Source organism: bacterium 336/3 (genome assembly GCA_001281695.1).
In the GTDB taxonomy this organism is placed as follows: domain Bacteria; phylum Bacteroidota; class Bacteroidia; order Cytophagales; family Thermonemataceae; genus Raineya.
In genome coordinates, this window is the sequence record LJIE01000001.1 from 2,377,977 (window position 1) to 2,394,045 (window position 16,069).

The following is a 16,069-nucleotide window of genomic DNA, read 5'->3' on the forward strand; positions in this document are numbered from 1 at the left end:
TTCTATAATATATCTAATAACTTATTAAGAATTGACTAACATTGGGCGTTTTCCAAACTCTTTCATTACTTTCACATGTGATGCGATAGCAGTCCAAACAGAAGGAGATTCATAATAACGAACACCATATTCTTGACACAATTCTTTTACAATTCTACTGAGAGCAGGATAATGAACATGACTTACACGAGGAAATAAATGATGTTCAATTTGATAATTTAATCCACCTGCAAACCAAGATACTACTTTATTACCAGGTGCAAAATTGGCAGTTGTAACAATTTGATGAATAGCCCATTCGCTATCTACCAATTTGTCTTCCTCAACATGCTCAAATTCTGTGTGTTCCACTACGTGAGCTAATTGGAATACCACAGATAAAGTAAGTCCCATAATTACATGCATAACAGCAAAACCAATACCCCAATTTGCCCAACCTACAAAATAAACAGGGATAGCAATATAGAATATTACATACAATATTTTACTCATCCAAAAAATAAAATGTTCTTGAAAAGACATTTTTGGTAAAGGGGTTGTATAAACTTTTTGCTTGAAATATTTATTCAAATCCATGAGAAATACCCATGCAAAAGAACTAATAGCATACAAGAAGAAAACATAAATATGTTGAAATTTATGAGCAGGTACCCAAACTTGTGTAGGAGCCATTCGCATCAAAGGGCTTTTGGCAATATCATCATCCAAACCATCTACATTGGTATAAGTGTGGTGAATGATATTGTGTTTCGTTTTCCAAAGGAAAGCATTTCCGCCTAAAGCATTGAGTGTAAGACCTAACAAGTCGTTAATAGTTTTATTCTTTGAATAACTACCATGATTGGCATCGTGCATGACATTAAAACCAATTGTAGCAAGAATAAAACCAAGCACACCACTTAAAACAATTCCTAGCCAAGCAGGTAAAGGCATTAAGATAAGACTTAAATACATACCTATGGCTGAGCCAATAAGAATGATAGTTTTGGAATAAAGTCTCCAATCTCCAGTTTTGGAAATATTATTTTCCAAAAAGTACTGTTCAACAGCATTTTTCAACGTAGAATGAAAATTGCCTTTTTTGTTGTTAAAGGTGATTTTGGGCATAATTTAGTAACTAAAATTTAGTCCTTAACTTAAAAATTTTTTACAAAGTAAAAAATAAATACCTGCAATTCCTAATGAAATTGTATTTTTGGCTTATGGTATAACCATATATTTTGCTGACATTGTTCTTATTCTAAGAATAATAAGATTTTTTCAAGAATGGAATAAAAAATGTTTTTTAAAATTTTTACCTTTTCTGAGCAAATAAGCGTGATAGAAACTTGGTATATCACAAATGCGTGAAGGTAACAGACTGGCAATGAAAATTCTATCAGTTTGAGAAATTAAACCCAAAGCAATTGCTACAAAAAAAGGTATGCCTGCTATTTCTGCGAAAAATAAAAAGCTAAACATGACTACTAATGCAATTCCAAACGATTTGGAGCTATAAGCATGTGAACAGCCCGTTTTTTTGAAACGAAACCAATAAATAATGTCTGGAATAGGCTCCAAAATGAAAAGAGGAATAATCCAATATTTATATTGTAGAACAAGCTCAGGAAAGCACAACCAAATACAATAACAAGCACATAACCAAAAGAATAAATCTGCCCAGCAGTCGTACAAACGTAATTTGGGAGTTGCAACTCCCCATTTTCTCGCCAAAATACCATCAAAAATATCTGAAATAATAGCTAAATAAGCTAAAATGGCTATCCAATACTTAAATTCTGGTGTAAAATAGGCAATTAGGATTGTAAAAGGAGCAATGATGGCTCTAAAGGCCACCATTGCCATAGGAATATAAATTTTCATAGTTGTAGAGGTTAAATAAAAGTTTCCATAGTTATATTATCTTCTGCAAGTGTTCAAAATTTATTTATAAAGGCATAGCATTCATCAATTTAGTCTAACTAAGATTTTTTATTTTTCCCATTGAAGCCAAAGGATGCTCCAAAACGCATGCCATCTCTAGAAGGAATACAATAGAAGTTTACGGGGATATTTAATTTGCCAGAACGAAATGATTTACCTGCTGCAATCAAGAAACCTGGGCGTATTTCGTATCTACCACCTCTGCTATCCAAACGTTTTTCGATAGGAAAGGGGATTTGACTTCTATCTTGGTCTGCAAGTACTAAAGTCCATTGTCCGTTTGCATCATAATAACCTTCACCCATTTGTACCATGCTAAAAGTAGGACCAAAAGCAAATTCCCAGCCTGTTTTGTTGTTTCTTAAACCATTTAAAATTGTAAAACTTGGAATCAGTAGGCCTTGGTCAAATCCTGTAATCATGGGAATAAACTCAAACAAACCTTGAAAATTACCTTCGTTTAAGTATTGTGTTTCAAACTGATACCCAAACTGAAACATAAGAGGCATGGCATTGAAACCACCTTGAGCTTTGGGTTCAGATAATCTTTGAGCTAATGAGCCTGTAAAAACAGTTGCTCCCATTCTTGGACCATTGAGCTTGAGACGTTCAGAATATGGATTGTTCAAAACACTTTCATAACTATCAGGTTCAGTAAGTTTTTTGACAATTTCTTGGTCATTCTCTAAACCAAACATTTCACGCAAACTAATCGATATAATGGTTTGTATTTCGGGAGTAAGGTCTAAAAACTCTTTTGTATAAGATTTTTCGGTAGTTTCTGATTTTACATCTATTAGACGAAAACTAACAATGATTTTTTTACCCAGTTTCTCAACACTTCCGCCCAGCATTTTATCTGAACCAATGGATTTTCCGATTTCTGTCAAACAGATTTTACCATAACAGTTTGCAACATTTAACCCTTTTTGAGTGATGAGATGGGCTACATCATAACGGTCTGTTACTTGGAATTTTTGAATTTTATCGAGTTCCAAACGAACCAAATCGCCCATTTGAGCAGGTTCATAGCCTAATCCTTTGGTATCAATATGTAAGATTGTGAGTGTTTGAGCTTTGATAATAAAACTCCAAACTGATAAAGCGAGTATTAAAAATGTACGTTTCATAATATATTTTATTTTATGGTTTTCTTTAATGTATGATGATATATTTGTAGTTTAACAGTAGCGAAGACTTGATTGAAACCTTCAAAAGGAGAGCTTCCCATAGTTATTGAAGGTCCAACAGAGATTTTCCCATGTTCTCCAAATGACAGAGCTACTTCAGGTTGTATTACAAAACTAATTTTTTGAAAATTTGTCATGATGGATAGATCACCACCTATACTTATGTATCCTAAATAATAAGGAAGAAACCCACCTCTTAAAAAGTTATAGTGTAAACCCATTACAGGCTTTTTTCCAAATATGACACTAGTATAAACTGAAGTATTTGTAAATTTAAATGTAAAATGACCAAGACTATCATAAGAATCTTTCCAATTGTATTGGCTAACTCCTAAATCTATACCTCCGTAATGAGTTTTATCAAAGCTAGTTAGAGAAACTCCTGTCAATAACTTTAATTTCTTTTCTTCTGATTGCCCAAAAGTTGATAGGCCAATGTTGAAGCAGAGTATGATATGTAAAATAAATAATCTCATCATTTTTAGTGTCTTTTTGATTTCTTGAAATTATTGGTTATAACTTGTAAATTGATAGTAACAAAAGGGTTTTTATATCTTTCAAAACGAGAATTACCAACAGGAAAGGCAAAGGAACTGGTTATCTTACCATAGTAAAAGTAAAGTCCAAACTCTGGGTGTATGGCTATGTTATAGTATGTGAAATCTGTTTGAGCAGAAGCATGAATGCCCCATTCAATAAAATGATACCCCCAAAAACCATGTTTTAAACTAATGATTGGTTTTTCCTCTAAACTAATACTAGCTGTGGTTGAACGATAAAAATTAGGTAAATGATAATCTCCTTCTGGTAAATTTCTGTAAAACTCTTGATTCAAACCTACCTCAAGACCCCATCTTGTTGTAATTGTGGTATCATTACTTCCATATTGTTGACTTGTAATTCCAAATAGCCAACCATCAGAAGTTTTTTCTGTTTTCTGCTTTCTTTGACTAAAAGCTGATAGTGAAATAATACTGAATAATACAGGAACAAGTAGTTTCATTTTTTTCTGTTTTCTTGTTTCAAAGATGGAGGATGAAAAATCAGAAATGAAACGGATTATTAGCCTTGTAAACTTAATAAAAGCGTTTTTTGCAGAAAATGAGAGAGTAATCGCATGCAAAAAAATAGCATTTGCGAAAAATGCAAATGCTGAAGTGTATTTTGCAAAAAATGCAAAATGTAGAGTAGCGTTTTATTGAAAAATACTATAACAAATTGGTAACTTTTTTACCAACAAAATCTTTGAGGTAAAAAGGCTCAAAATAAATGAGGTCTTCAAATATATTTTGAGGATATTTTTGAGAAGCCAATAAACCCACTGTTTTGGCTGTTGGGTACACACCTTCCAAAAAAATAGCATTTTCGTGTTCAATCATAGACTTACACTTTGTAGCTCCATTTCCAAAAAATACAACTTTGTTTGTAGATAAAATATTTTCAAAAGACTGGTTGTCAATAATTTTTGCTTGAGTTCCTTCAAGAATATTTCCTTTTGAATCTGCTACTAAACAATAAACTTCCATTCTACGAGCATCAATCATAGGGCAGAAGAGTGTATTTTCTCCAAAAAAAGCATTGATTTGCCACACCATAGCCTCGAGTGTATTGATAGCAATAAGAGGCTTATCCAATGCAAAACACAAACCTTTGGCAGTAGCCACGCCAATTCGTAAGCCTGTATAAGAACCTGGACCTTTTGAAATAGCCACAGCAGATATATCTGATAAGCGAACACCACTTTGTTTACAAATTTGCTCAATCATGCTGGTGAGCTGGTCGGAGTGGGAACGTTCGGTGTGTAATTCGTAGTTAGCAACCAAATTTCCTGCAATATGCAAAGCCACAGAGCAAACAGGAGTGGCAGTTTCTATACTTAAAATTATTTCTTGGGTGTTCAAAGTCAAATTATTTTAAAATGTATATAAAAGTTTTTGTTACTTTTTTGCCAAAATTCTTAAAAAACAATTACTTTCGCAAAGTTTTTCACAAGTCTAAAATTACTTTTCCCATTTGTTATGAAATTGAGTAATTCAATAAAGTTTGCAACTTTAGGGTTGTGTGTAGCTTTTGCTTCTTGTAAAGAGAGCAATAGTACCAAAGATAAAGACAATAAAGATACTACCAAAAAACAAACAGAGGTAGAAAAATCAGTTACCATTGATAAAATGGCATCGGGAAGGGCAGAAGTATTGGCTGCCATGACTCCCACAGATACAGCTAATTATGGAAGAATCATCAATTCGGCTGCTTTTAAAGCTCATCAAGAAGATTTTAACAAAGGTTGGGCAAATTTAGAAGATAAATATTTGAGTAAATTACGTCCTTGGAGAGATAGCGAACTTTCGGACATGAACAAAGAAGGAAATACTGTGTTCTATCCTTTCAGTGGTCCAGATATTTTAAATGCTTATAATTTGTTCCCCAATGCAGATAATTATATCATGTTTGGTTTGGAACTACCAGGTACATTGGAAAAAGATTTCCATGCAAAAGATGATAAATACTTAAACGGATATTTTGCTGATGTACGTTTAGGATTGAAAGATATTTTTGCTCGTAACTACTTCATTACAAGTTATATGGGTTCTGCTTTGTATCGCAGAGCCAATGGTGTTGCACCGATTATGAGTATTTTCTTGGCTCGTACAGGCAACGAGATTGTAAGTGTACAACGTGTAGGTATTGATAAAGATGCAAAACCTATTTTCAAAGATATTTACACAACCAAAGCTGATAGCATTTATTATGGTGTAGCTTTTGAGATTAAAAACAAAAATCGTAAAAAAACACAATGGGTGTATTATTTTGGTGGAGATGTAAGCGATATGGCATTGCTTAAAAAACCTCAGTTCGATAAATTTATTCGTGGCTTCTCTAACAAAGTAGGTTATTTGAAATCAGCATCTTATGTGCTTTTCAATCCTAATTTTCAGATTGTAAAGAAAATCTTGTTAGAAGACACCAAAGTGATTTTCCAAGATGATACAGGAGTACCTTACAGAGATTATATGTCTGCTGGTAACTGGGATGTAAAATTATATGGAAAATATGCTCGTCCTGTAGCTGACTTTGGCAATTATACTGTACAGCCCGATTTGAGAGATGCCTACAAAGATAGCTCTAAAGTAACACGCATCAATTTTGCTTATGGCTACCATTGGAAAACAGACAATGCAAGTTTATTAGTTGCCCGTAGAAACAATAATCCTGTGAAAAATCCACAGCCTTCAGCAGAAGAAAACCTGAAAGGAGTTAAACAAGACAAGAAAAAAGGAAAATAATTAAATAACAGATTCATAGATAATTATATAAAATGAACAAAAAAACCTCGTAAGATTTACGAGGTTTTTTTGTTTTTGTGATTTACCTTTTTTTACTTTCAAAAATAAAACCATAATTTTGTGAAAATGCTGTATTGTAAAATATTATTTTTTGTAAAGAGTTTTTCATGAAATTATAATAAACTTTTGCAATAATTTAGCCAAAATAAAACAACATAAACTTTTAAGGTATTATGAAAAACATCTATTTTATTTTTTTATTCTCTATTTTTCTCTTTTCTAAGGTAAAAGCTCAAAATAATACAACAGAGATAGTTCTTGGCATACCCGAATGTTATCAGACTATTCAGGAATGGAATAAAGTAAAAAATGCCCTTCAAACCATGAATGGAATAGAAGTAAAAGGCGTTTGCACTCGCCACGATTGCATCATATTGCAGGTAAATCGTACTTTAATCCCAACGAATCAACCTATTTTTGATAAAATAAAGGTAACAGATGCTAAATACAATATCTTTATCAAAGAAGCCACCTTTGAAACCATGATGGCAATGTGCAATGATGAAACTATAAAACCTAAATAATAAAATCGTCTCATTGCTCTTCATAATATCTCAAATTTTCCATTAATCTTTATTTTTTAGATAAAACAATGTAATATCCATATACAAGATATGATATTATAGATGATTCGTATAATATTATTGATAAACTAAACTGTAAGTTTAGTTTTGGGATTCTTAATTAAACAACATATTTAACTTTATGAATTTTATGAAAAAAACAGTATTATTTTTCTTGATAGCATTTTTGCTTAATTTAACTTCATATGCCCAAACTATTATCAGTTCCACAGGAAATGGAGGTTTTGAAAGTGCAACTACCTTTGCAGGTAATGGTTGGACAGTTGCTAATGATGGTGGTGGTGGTGAGAGAAACGAATGGGAAATTGGTAATCCTACAGGGGTAGGTGCAACAGGCTCAAGGGCAGCCTTTATTTCTAGAAATAGTACAGATTATGACTACAATAATAATAGAAATTCTGTATCTCATATTTATCGTAATGTAACTATACCAGCAGGTGTAAGCCAAGTTACATTGAGTTTTAACTGGAAGGCATCAGGAGAGGCAGCAGATAGATTAAGTATTTTTCTCGTTCCAACTACAACTACTCCTGTAGGAGGAACACAACTTACAACAGGGCAGATAGGCTCAAATTTATATGGACAAAGTACTTACCAGAATTTTTCTATTAACTTACCTTGCTCTGTAATTGGGACAACGCAACGTTTGGTGTTTTCTTGGAGAAATAATAATAATGGTTCAGGAACAAACCCACCTGCAGCAATAGATAATATTTCGTTGGTAGCAACGACTACAGCAAGTTGCCCACTGGGTACAGGGGCAACGGTGGTAGCCAGTTTGCCTTATAGTTCAGGAGCAGGAACAACAGCAGGGGCTGTTAATGATATTACTCCTACTAATGTATCAGCTATCTGTGGAAGCACTGCTTATTATGATGGAGAAGACCAAGTTTGGCAATTTACACCTGCAACAAGTGGTATTGTAACCATGACACTCACATCGACAGGTACAAATACAGCTTTGATGTTGTATCAAGGATGTCCAACGAGTAATTGTTCTTTTACAGGAACAGGAACTTGTATAACTCAAACACAATCTGCTACAGGTAATAAAAGTATGTGTGCAAATCTTACAGCAGGACAAACATATTATTTAGTATTAGATTCTGACCCTTCTCCAAATAACAATGCTTATACCAATTTGACAATTTCTGCTCCTGTGGCAGCTACTTGTAGTTTGGGAACAGGAGTTACGAACGTTGCCAGTTTACCTTATAGTTCAGGGGCAGGAACAACAGCAGGAGCTGTAGATGACATTACATCATCTAATGTGTCTCAGGTATGTGGTAGCACCAGTTATTATGAAGGAGAAGATAGAGTTTGGGTATTTACACCTACTACTTCAGGACAAATTACAATAGATTTGATTTCTACAGGTACTTGGACAGGTTTGATGTTGTATGATGGTTGTCCTGTAAGCTCTTGTGGTGGAGCTGCAACAGGCATTTGTGTAGCCCAAACACAATCTTCTACGGGTAATAAAAGTATGTGTGCTGATGTAGTGACAGGAAGAACATATTATCTTATTATGGATTCATTTCCTTCCCCAGCCAATAATCCTTTTACTAATTTAACAATTTCTGCCCCTGTTGTTACAGCTTCTACAACTTGTACTTTATCAGGAACATATACTATGAGCTCTATTGCACATAGTCCTGATGTACTAACATCTGCTGACCTTTCTGGGTTTACGGATGATGTATTTTACCCTGGTGGTGTAGTGGCTACAGGTTTCGATTTTTGTCTAAATGGCAATCAATACCAAGACTTTTTGATTTCAGCCAATGGTTATATTATTTTTGCTCCTCCTGGAGGTACAAGTTGTGGAAGTTCTGTAACAAATCTGCCAACAGGCATTAATGCAGCAGCAGGAAATTTTTCTGATTATTCTATTAGTGCTGATATTCCAAATACAACTGATGCTCCAAGAAATGCCATATTGGGTACATGGCATGATATTGACCCAAGTGTAACAACCAATGGAGCAAATCCGACTATTCGTTATCAAACATTTGGAACAGCTCCTAACAGACGTTTTGTGGTTTCTTGGGAAAGTATTCCTATGTTTAGTAGTAGTTGCGAAGGAGATAGAAGTCTTGATTATACAGGTCAAATTAAAATGTTTGAAACAACCAATAATATAGAAGTCCACATCACAAGAAAACGCTTGTGTGCTTCTTGGAATAGTGGAAATGCCATTGTAGGTTTACATAACTATAACGGAACGGAAGCTCTTGTACCAACTAACAGAAATGCGTTGAGTACAGACTGGACAGCCACCAACGAAGCTTATCGTTTTACTTTTAATGCAACAACTTGCACTACCTGCACACCTCTGCCTCTAAATCTTATGTATTTTAATGGTGAATGGAATAAACAAAATTTAGAAGTAGATTTAAAATGGTCATTTAAAGATCAAAAAGATGTAGAAATGTATATTTTGGAGCATAGTACAGATGAAATAAACTTCAAAAAAATAGCTCAAATACCTGTAACAAATACTAATTTATATGCTTATACACACAAACAGCCTATAAAAGGTAGAAATTTTTATAGAATACAGAAAATTATAAAAAATAAAAAGCCTGAATATTCTCACCAAATTACAGTTATTAATCCCATTGTTGAATCTTGGCAAATTGAAAACATCTATCCTAATCCAACCAATACATTTAACACCAAACTAAAAATCAACAGTTTGGAAAAGCAAGAAATGACCTTGAAAGTGGTAAATTTACAAGGTATTGAGCAGTTTTCTCAAAAGAGAATATTGGAAAAAGGACAAAATACTTTAGAAGTAGATTTGAAAAGAGTTGCGAAAGGAACTTATCTGCTTGTTATTAACACTGTTACTCAAATTGAAACAAGAAGAATAGTGATTGAATAAAAACACTTTTTTAGAAAAAATAAGCCTGATAAATTTATCAGGCTTATTTTAATTTCTTGTTCCAAATAATAAACTACCCACTCGTACCATAGTAGAACCTTCTTGAACGGCAAGGGCATAATCGCCACTCATACCCATTGAAAGCTCTTGGATATCAACATTATCTTGCTTATAAGAAGTTTTACATTCATCATAAAATTTTTTGAGACCAGAAAACTCTTTTTTGATCTGTTCTGTATTTTCTGTAAAACTTGCCATACCCATAAAACCTACAATCTTGATATTTTGGAGGATTTTTAATTCTTCAGAATCTAAAATTTCCTTGACTTCATCAAAGTCAAGCCCAAATTTAGTTTCTTCTTGAGCAATATAAATCTGTAACAAACAGGCTATTACACGATTATTCTTCATTGCTTGTTTGTTGATTTCTTGCAATAATTTAAGACTATCGACAGAATGAATAAGATGTATAAAAGGAGCTATGTACTTGACTTTATTGGTTTGTAAATGTCCAATCAGATGCCAGCGAGTATCTTGAGGCATTTGCGATTGTTTATCTACCATTTCTTGTACTTTATTTTCACCAAAATCTCTACAACCAGCTTCATAAGCTTCTATCAAGTCAGGTAGAGGTTTTGTTTTGCTTACAGCTATCAATTTACAAGCTCCTAAAGCGTTTAAAATGTCTGTGTATTTGTCTTTTAAAAACATTGTATTTTTTTTATATTTTTATTGTACTTTTCAAATTTTTGTATTTTTTTTTGGAAAATTCCTAAAAAGTTTTCAATTTAGATGTGCCAAATTCAAAACTCTGTTTGAAATAAACACTTAAACTATTCTAATGTTATGGCTATTCTTGGAAAACTCCTTAAAAACGGCATAAAATTAAGAAAAAGCATTGAACAAGAAAAAAAATCACCTTTTCAACTGCAAAAAAAAGAACTCCTAAAACTTTTGACAACTGCTGAGCATACAGCTTTTGGTAAAACATATCATTTTCAGGAAATTATAGAAAATATTCAAAATAGCCCTAAAGCCAGCCGAGAGTTTTATGAGCTTTATAAAAAGCATGTACCAACATATAACTACAACAAAATTTATAATCAGTGGTGGCATAGAGCCAAAGAAGGTGAAAAAGATGTATGTTGGAAAGGACAGATTAAATATTTTGCATTGAGTTCAGGTACTTCGGAGTCTGCCAGTAAATACATTCCTATTACCAAGGATATGATAAAGGCTATTCGTAGAACAAGTATACGTCAAATACTTGCATTAGCCAATTATCCAAATTTACCGAGTAAATTGTATGAAACAGGTATTCTGATGTTGGGTGGAAGCACACATCTCAATTTCAATGGAATGTACTTTTCAGGTGATTTGAGTGGTATTACAGCTTCTAAAATTCCTTTTTGGTTTCAACATTTTTATAAACCAGGCAGAAAGATAGCTAAAAATACAGATTGGAATGCCAAATTAGAGGAAATTGTATTACAAGCTCCCAAGTGGGATATTGGTTATGTTGCGGGCGTTCCTGCTTGGATTCAAATTCTTTTAGAGAAAATTATAGCTCATTATCAGGTAAAAAATATCCATGAAATATGGCCTAACCTGACGATTTATGCTCATGGCGGTGTAGCTTTTGAGCCTTACAAAAATAGCTTTTCTAAACTTTTGGGTAAAGAGTTATTGTATTTGGAAACATATTTGGCTTCAGAAGGCTTCATAGCTTTTCAAGCTCGTCCTGACGGGGAACTACAATTGGTATTGAATAATGGAATATTTTTAGAATTTGTGCCATTCAATGAAAAGAATTTTGATATAAATGGAGAAATAATTGAAAATCCTGAAACATTCATGATTGATGAAATAGAAGAAGGAAAAGAATATGCTATTTTACTTTCTACTTGTGCGGGAACATGGCGTTATCTGATAGGCGATACTGTAAAACTGGTAGATAAAAAACATTCTGATATTATTATTACAGGTAGAACAAAACATTTCTTGAGTTTGTGTGGTGAGCATTTGTCTGTGGATAATATGAACAAAGCTATTGAAAGTGTGGCGAGTGATATGGGCTTTATGGTGAAAGAATTTACAGTAGCAGGAGTAAAACATGATACTTTATTTGCTCACCACTGGTATATTGGAACAGATGATGTAGTGAATGCTGAAGAAATAAAAGCTCGTTTGGATGCAAAATTATGCGATTTGAATGATGACTACAAAGTAGAACGTAGTGCAGCCCTGAAAGATGTACTAGTTCAGGTATTACCCACACACATATTTTATGATTGGATGCGTTCGAAAGGCAAAGAAGGAGGACAAACCAAATTTCCAAGAGTTGTAAAAGGCGATATTATGAAAGATTGGCAGAATTATGTAGCTCAACATAGTATCAAAATATAAATAGTAATACAATTATAAAAAATTGTAAAACAATTATATGTTTTTAAAGTTTTCTTGAAAACACAAGCTTTAAAAATTTCATGAAAACAGTTTTTTTGACTTTTCTTGTTTTGATAACATTGCCTGCTTTTGCACAAGAGGGAGAAATACTACATGATGGTCTATTTTGGGGAATAGCAGGTACAAATATTACAAAACAAAACTCTCCTTGGGGTGTAGATTTGAGCGTTCAGAATAGAATGTACAAGAATTTTTCGAGATTACAAACAATTTTGGGAACAGTACATTTGAATTACAGAAGACCTAATCAGCCTTGGGGATTTGCTGTAGGCTATATTGGTGGCGTTTTTGAACCTTTGGGGGTACTTCATATTGCTCAAGGGCGTATCAATCGGTTTGGAACACTTGCCAATGGAAAAATACCTTTTGTAGCTCGTTTGAGTTATGATAGGTTATGGGCAAATCCGATATATGAAACAGATGTAAGAACACCTGTCAATCATCGTTGGCGTTTGCTGGGACAAATTACACCACCTATTACCAAAAAAATAAGTGGATTTTTAGCTTTTGAGCCTTTTATCATCAGAAGAGGTTTGTGGTTTAGTGAAACAAGAGGGCAGGCTGGTTTTCGTTTTTTAATGAAAAATGCCAATTTGGATGTATTGTACTTCAACAGATGGTTAAAACCTATTAATGAAAGAGATTTGACACGATTTGAGCATGTTTTTCAAGTAATTTATATGCACAGAATTCAATTCAAGTCCAATAAACAAACCGAAAATTCAACAAATTAAGATATTGTATGAAAAAGCTCTTAATTCTTTGCCTGTTGCTGATCTGCCAAACGGTTGTTGCTCAAAAAGTTGGAAAAAAAGATGATGAAGCATTAAAAGCTATATTAAAAAACCAACAAGAAGCATGGAATAAAGGAGATTTAGATGGTTTTATGGAAGGGTATTGGCAATCAGATTCACTGAAGTTTGTTGGAAAAAATGGCATTACATATGGCTGGAAGGCAACTTTAGACCGTTATAAAAAAGGTTACCCTGATAAAGCAACAATGGGTGTGTTACAATTTACAGTACTTCATACAGATTCTATTAGTAAAAATGCAATCTTGATGATTGGTAAATGGTATCTCAAAAGAGATGAAAAAGGAGATGTCAGTGGGCATTTTTCGCTTTTATGGCGAAAAATAAAAGGAAAATGGGTGATTTGTGCAGACCATTCGAGTTAAAAAGTGATTGTAAAATAAAAGCCTCCTAATTTAGGAGGCTTTTTGTTACTCTAGAATTATCTTTTTATGAGTTTTACCTTTTTGAGTGCTAACATGTAAAATATAAACTCCTTTAGGTAAGTTAGTTATATCCAAACATACAATCGTATCTTTTGTGTTTTGTTGTTGTATTTTATGACCAACTATATTGTAAAGTTCTATCTGAATATTCTGAGAATTGAGCTTGGTTATATCTATAGATAGTCTTCCTTGTGTGGGATTAGGATAAATAATAATATTTTTACTCCATTCATTTTCTATACTGGTAGGAGAGAGTTCTTCCAGTGTCCTAGCACTTACTACATTGCTATATTCAGAGTCACCACCAGCATTTATAGCTTTTATTCGATAGAAATAAGCAGTATTGGCTGTTAAACCTGTATTTGAGTAATTTGTAGAATTGACTGGTAAACTTGCAATTTCTGTCCAATTATTTGAACCATCAGCAGAACGTTCAATTTTAAAACCTGTTTCATTATTGGAATTATCAGTCCATGATAGGTCAATTTGACTTGATGAAGTAGTAGCTATCATACTAAGATTAGTTGGAGCAATAGGAGGTAATGGTAGAGTTGTAGCACTAGCAATATTAGTGTATATAGAGTTTCCACCCATATTGTAAGCCTTTACTCGATAGTAATAAGAAGTATTAGCCATTAAGTTGCTATCTGAGTAGGTTGTAGAATTAATAGGAAGACTTACTATTTCTGCCCAATTGTTTGAGCCATCAGGAGAGCTTTCAACTTTAAAACCTGTTTCGTTATTAGAGTTATCAGTCCATGATAAATTAATTTGTGTTTGAGAAATAGTATTTATTGTAAGGTTAGTTGGATTAGCTGAGGGTAAAGGTATATTAGAAACCCATAACTCTGTGCCAGAAGTTGGATGTGTTATAGATACAAATAATTTATTGCCTGCGGGAACAAAAACACCAATATTTGAAGAGTTAATATCTTGAAACATTATAGTACCAGCTTCTGTTCCATCACTCTTCCAAGGTTCTAGACCATGTATACCATTATTAGCACTAAAATATAAAATTCCATCTATATGAGCTAGATTGGTAGCAGAACTATTATTTGCTCCTATATTGATATCTTTAACCAAAATAGTACCAGCCTCTGTTCCATCACTCTTCCATAGTTCTTCTCCATTAACACCATTATTAGCTGTAAAATATAAAGTTCCATTTGCATTTGTAAGATTTGATGGTGAACTATAATTCGAACCTTCATTGATGTCTTTAACTAAAACAGTACCAGCTTCTGTTCCATTACTCTTCCATAACTCACGACCTCCATTTAAGCTATAAGCTGAGAAAAACAAAGTTCCATTTACATTTGTGAGATGAGAAGGAGAGCTATCACCACCACCTTCATTGATGTCTTTAACTAAAACAGTACCTGCTTCTGTTCCATTACTTTTCCATAATTCTTTGGCATTAGCATAGTTACTAGCTACAAAAAATAAAGTACCATTTACATTTGTAAGGTTAGATGGATTTCCAGAAAAATCTCCAGCCCAAATATCCTTAACCATGACTGTACCAGCCTCTGTTCCGTCACTTTTCCATAACTCTATACCCTCTGGATACTTACAGGCTGTAAAAAATAAAGTTCCATTTACATTTGTAAGCCATGTTAAACTGACACCACACGACATAAACGTAAAATCTTTTACTCTGACTGTCCCTGCTTCTGTTCCATCACTCTTCCAAAGTTGCATACTCCCAATACCACTAGTGAAATATAAAGTTCCATTTACATTTGTGAGCCATGAAAGACCAATATTTTTAACCATTACAGTACCAGCTTCTGTTCCATCACTCTTCCAAAGAGAGTTATTAGCACGAAAAAATAGAGTTCCATTTATGTTTGTAAGATGAGAAGGATAACTACTATTTGTCAATAGTGCAATATCTTTAACCATTACAGTACCAGCTTCTGTTCCATCACTCTTCCAAAGTTCAGAGCCATGTATACCATCATCTGCTACAAAAAACAAAGTTCCATTTATATTGACCAGATTACTGGGATTGCTATTATCAGGTATTGTAGAAATATCTTTAACCATTACAGTACCAGCTTCTGTTCCATCACTCTTCCAGAGTTCAAAACCATATATACCATTATTTGCATTAAGATATAAAGAATTATTTATATTATAAATATTATAACATCCTGAATTTGAACCTAAATAAATATCTTTAACCATTACAGTACCAGCTTCTGTTCCATCACTCTTCCAGAGTTCATAACCTGTTGCATTATTACCACCAGCAAAATATAAAGTTCCATTTATATTAGTTGGTATACTAGTCATGAAAAGACTATTTTTGACCAAGACAGTTCCTGCTTCTGTTCCATCGCTCTTCCATAAAGAGGTTGTACTACTATTACCATCATAAACTTGAAAGAACACTATACCATTTACATCTGTTATACTCTGAGCCATATTAT

General features: G+C 33.3%; 13 protein-coding genes and 1 pseudogene. 6 read left to right on the forward strand and 8 right to left on the reverse strand.

Annotated features, from left to right (window positions below):
* Positions 1-24 precede the first annotated feature (24 nt).
* From AD998_11030 to AD998_11055, 6 genes are all read right to left on the reverse strand, one after another.
* Positions 25-1,107, reverse strand: coding sequence for a fatty acid desaturase (locus AD998_11030; GenBank protein KOY86605.1), 1,083 nt, complete (start codon positions 1,105-1,107; stop codon positions 25-27).
* Positions 1,108-1,260: 153 nt separating this feature from the next.
* Entirely contained in the window at positions 1,261-1,863 is a 603-nt protein-coding gene (locus tag AD998_11035; GenBank protein ID KOY86606.1) for a hypothetical protein, read from the reverse strand.
* 98 nt (positions 1,864-1,961) lie between these two features.
* Positions 1,962-3,053 (reverse strand): hypothetical protein, encoded by a 1,092-nt coding sequence (locus tag AD998_11040; protein KOY86607.1) that lies wholly within the window; start codon positions 3,051-3,053, stop codon positions 1,962-1,964.
* Positions 3,054-3,061: 8 nt separating this feature from the next.
* Positions 3,062-3,592, reverse strand: a complete 531-nt coding sequence (locus AD998_11045; GenBank protein ID KOY86608.1) for a hypothetical protein — start codon at positions 3,590-3,592, stop codon at positions 3,062-3,064.
* Between the two features lie 2 nt (positions 3,593-3,594).
* A complete protein-coding gene (locus tag AD998_11050; GenBank protein ID KOY86609.1) occupies positions 3,595-4,116 on the reverse strand; it encodes a hypothetical protein in 522 nt (173 codons plus the stop codon).
* Between the two features lie 205 nt (positions 4,117-4,321).
* Positions 4,322-4,999 (reverse strand): tRNA threonylcarbamoyladenosine biosynthesis protein TsaB, encoded by a 678-nt coding sequence (locus tag AD998_11055; GenBank protein KOY88159.1) that lies wholly within the window; start codon positions 4,997-4,999, stop codon positions 4,322-4,324.
* 132 nt (positions 5,000-5,131) lie between these two features.
* On the opposite strand from AD998_11055, the gene AD998_11060 reads away from it, so the two are divergent.
* The 3 genes from AD998_11060 (at position 5,132) to AD998_11070 (ending at position 9,928) form a co-directional block, all read left to right on the forward strand.
* Positions 5,132-6,397 (forward strand): hypothetical protein, encoded by a 1,266-nt coding sequence (locus AD998_11060; GenBank protein KOY86610.1) that lies wholly within the window; start codon positions 5,132-5,134, stop codon positions 6,395-6,397.
* A gap of 233 nt (positions 6,398-6,630) precedes the next feature.
* Positions 6,631-6,981, forward strand: coding sequence for a hypothetical protein (locus AD998_11065; GenBank protein ID KOY86611.1), 351 nt, complete (start codon positions 6,631-6,633; stop codon positions 6,979-6,981).
* Positions 6,982-7,162: 181 nt separating this feature from the next.
* Positions 7,163-9,928, forward strand: a complete 2,766-nt coding sequence (locus AD998_11070) for a hypothetical protein (GenBank protein KOY86612.1) — start codon at positions 7,163-7,165, stop codon at positions 9,926-9,928.
* 48 nt (positions 9,929-9,976) lie between these two features.
* Here the strand turns inward: AD998_11070 and AD998_11075 are convergent, their stop codons facing one another.
* Complete coding sequence (locus tag AD998_11075; protein KOY86613.1) at positions 9,977-10,639, reverse strand: alanine racemase; 663 nt, start codon at positions 10,637-10,639, stop codon at positions 9,977-9,979.
* 135 nt (positions 10,640-10,774) lie between these two features.
* Between AD998_11075 and AD998_11080 the strand changes: the two genes are divergently transcribed.
* From AD998_11080 to AD998_11090, 3 genes are all read left to right on the forward strand, one after another.
* Positions 10,775-12,334, forward strand: a complete 1,560-nt coding sequence (locus AD998_11080; GenBank protein KOY86614.1) for a GH3 auxin-responsive promoter — start codon at positions 10,775-10,777, stop codon at positions 12,332-12,334.
* A gap of 80 nt (positions 12,335-12,414) precedes the next feature.
* Complete coding sequence (locus AD998_11085; protein KOY86615.1) at positions 12,415-13,128, forward strand: hypothetical protein; 714 nt, start codon at positions 12,415-12,417, stop codon at positions 13,126-13,128.
* 8 nt (positions 13,129-13,136) lie between these two features.
* The gene (locus AD998_11090) at positions 13,137-13,571 is read left to right on the forward strand and encodes an L-asparaginase (protein KOY86616.1); all 435 of its coding nucleotides are present in this window, start codon (positions 13,137-13,139) and stop codon (positions 13,569-13,571) included.
* A 1,032-nt stretch (positions 13,572-14,603) separates the two neighbouring features.
* On the opposite strand, the pseudogene AD998_11095 reads toward AD998_11090, so the two are convergent.
* A pseudogene (locus AD998_11095) lies at positions 14,604-15,824 on the reverse strand (hypothetical protein).
* Positions 15,825-16,069 lie beyond the last annotated feature (245 nt).

What these genes read in the sequence shown, in the direction of transcription:
- AD998_11035 (KOY86606.1), bottom strand. Translation starts at nt 1,863, where the DNA reads ATGAAAATTTATATTCCTATGGCAATGGTGGCCTTTAGAGCCATCATT.
- AD998_11060 (KOY86610.1), top strand. Translation starts at nt 5,132, where the DNA reads ATGAAATTGAGTAATTCAATAAAGTTTGCAACTTTAGGGTTGTGTGTA.
- AD998_11045 (KOY86608.1), bottom strand. Translation starts at nt 3,592, where the DNA reads ATGATGAGATTATTTATTTTACATATCATACTCTGCTTCAACATTGGC.
- AD998_11070 (KOY86612.1), top strand. Translation starts at nt 7,163, where the DNA reads ATGAATTTTATGAAAAAAACAGTATTATTTTTCTTGATAGCATTTTTG.
- AD998_11085 (KOY86615.1), top strand. Translation starts at nt 12,415, where the DNA reads ATGAAAACAGTTTTTTTGACTTTTCTTGTTTTGATAACATTGCCTGCT.
- AD998_11080 (KOY86614.1), top strand. Translation starts at nt 10,775, where the DNA reads ATGGCTATTCTTGGAAAACTCCTTAAAAACGGCATAAAATTAAGAAAA.
- AD998_11030 (KOY86605.1), bottom strand. Translation starts at nt 1,107, where the DNA reads ATGCCCAAAATCACCTTTAACAACAAAAAAGGCAATTTTCATTCTACG.
- AD998_11040 (KOY86607.1), bottom strand. Translation starts at nt 3,053, where the DNA reads ATGAAACGTACATTTTTAATACTCGCTTTATCAGTTTGGAGTTTTATT.
- AD998_11065 (KOY86611.1), top strand. Translation starts at nt 6,631, where the DNA reads ATGAAAAACATCTATTTTATTTTTTTATTCTCTATTTTTCTCTTTTCT.
- AD998_11075 (KOY86613.1), bottom strand. Translation starts at nt 10,639, where the DNA reads ATGTTTTTAAAAGACAAATACACAGACATTTTAAACGCTTTAGGAGCT.
- AD998_11090 (KOY86616.1), top strand. Translation starts at nt 13,137, where the DNA reads ATGAAAAAGCTCTTAATTCTTTGCCTGTTGCTGATCTGCCAAACGGTT.
- AD998_11050 (KOY86609.1), bottom strand. Translation starts at nt 4,116, where the DNA reads ATGAAACTACTTGTTCCTGTATTATTCAGTATTATTTCACTATCAGCT.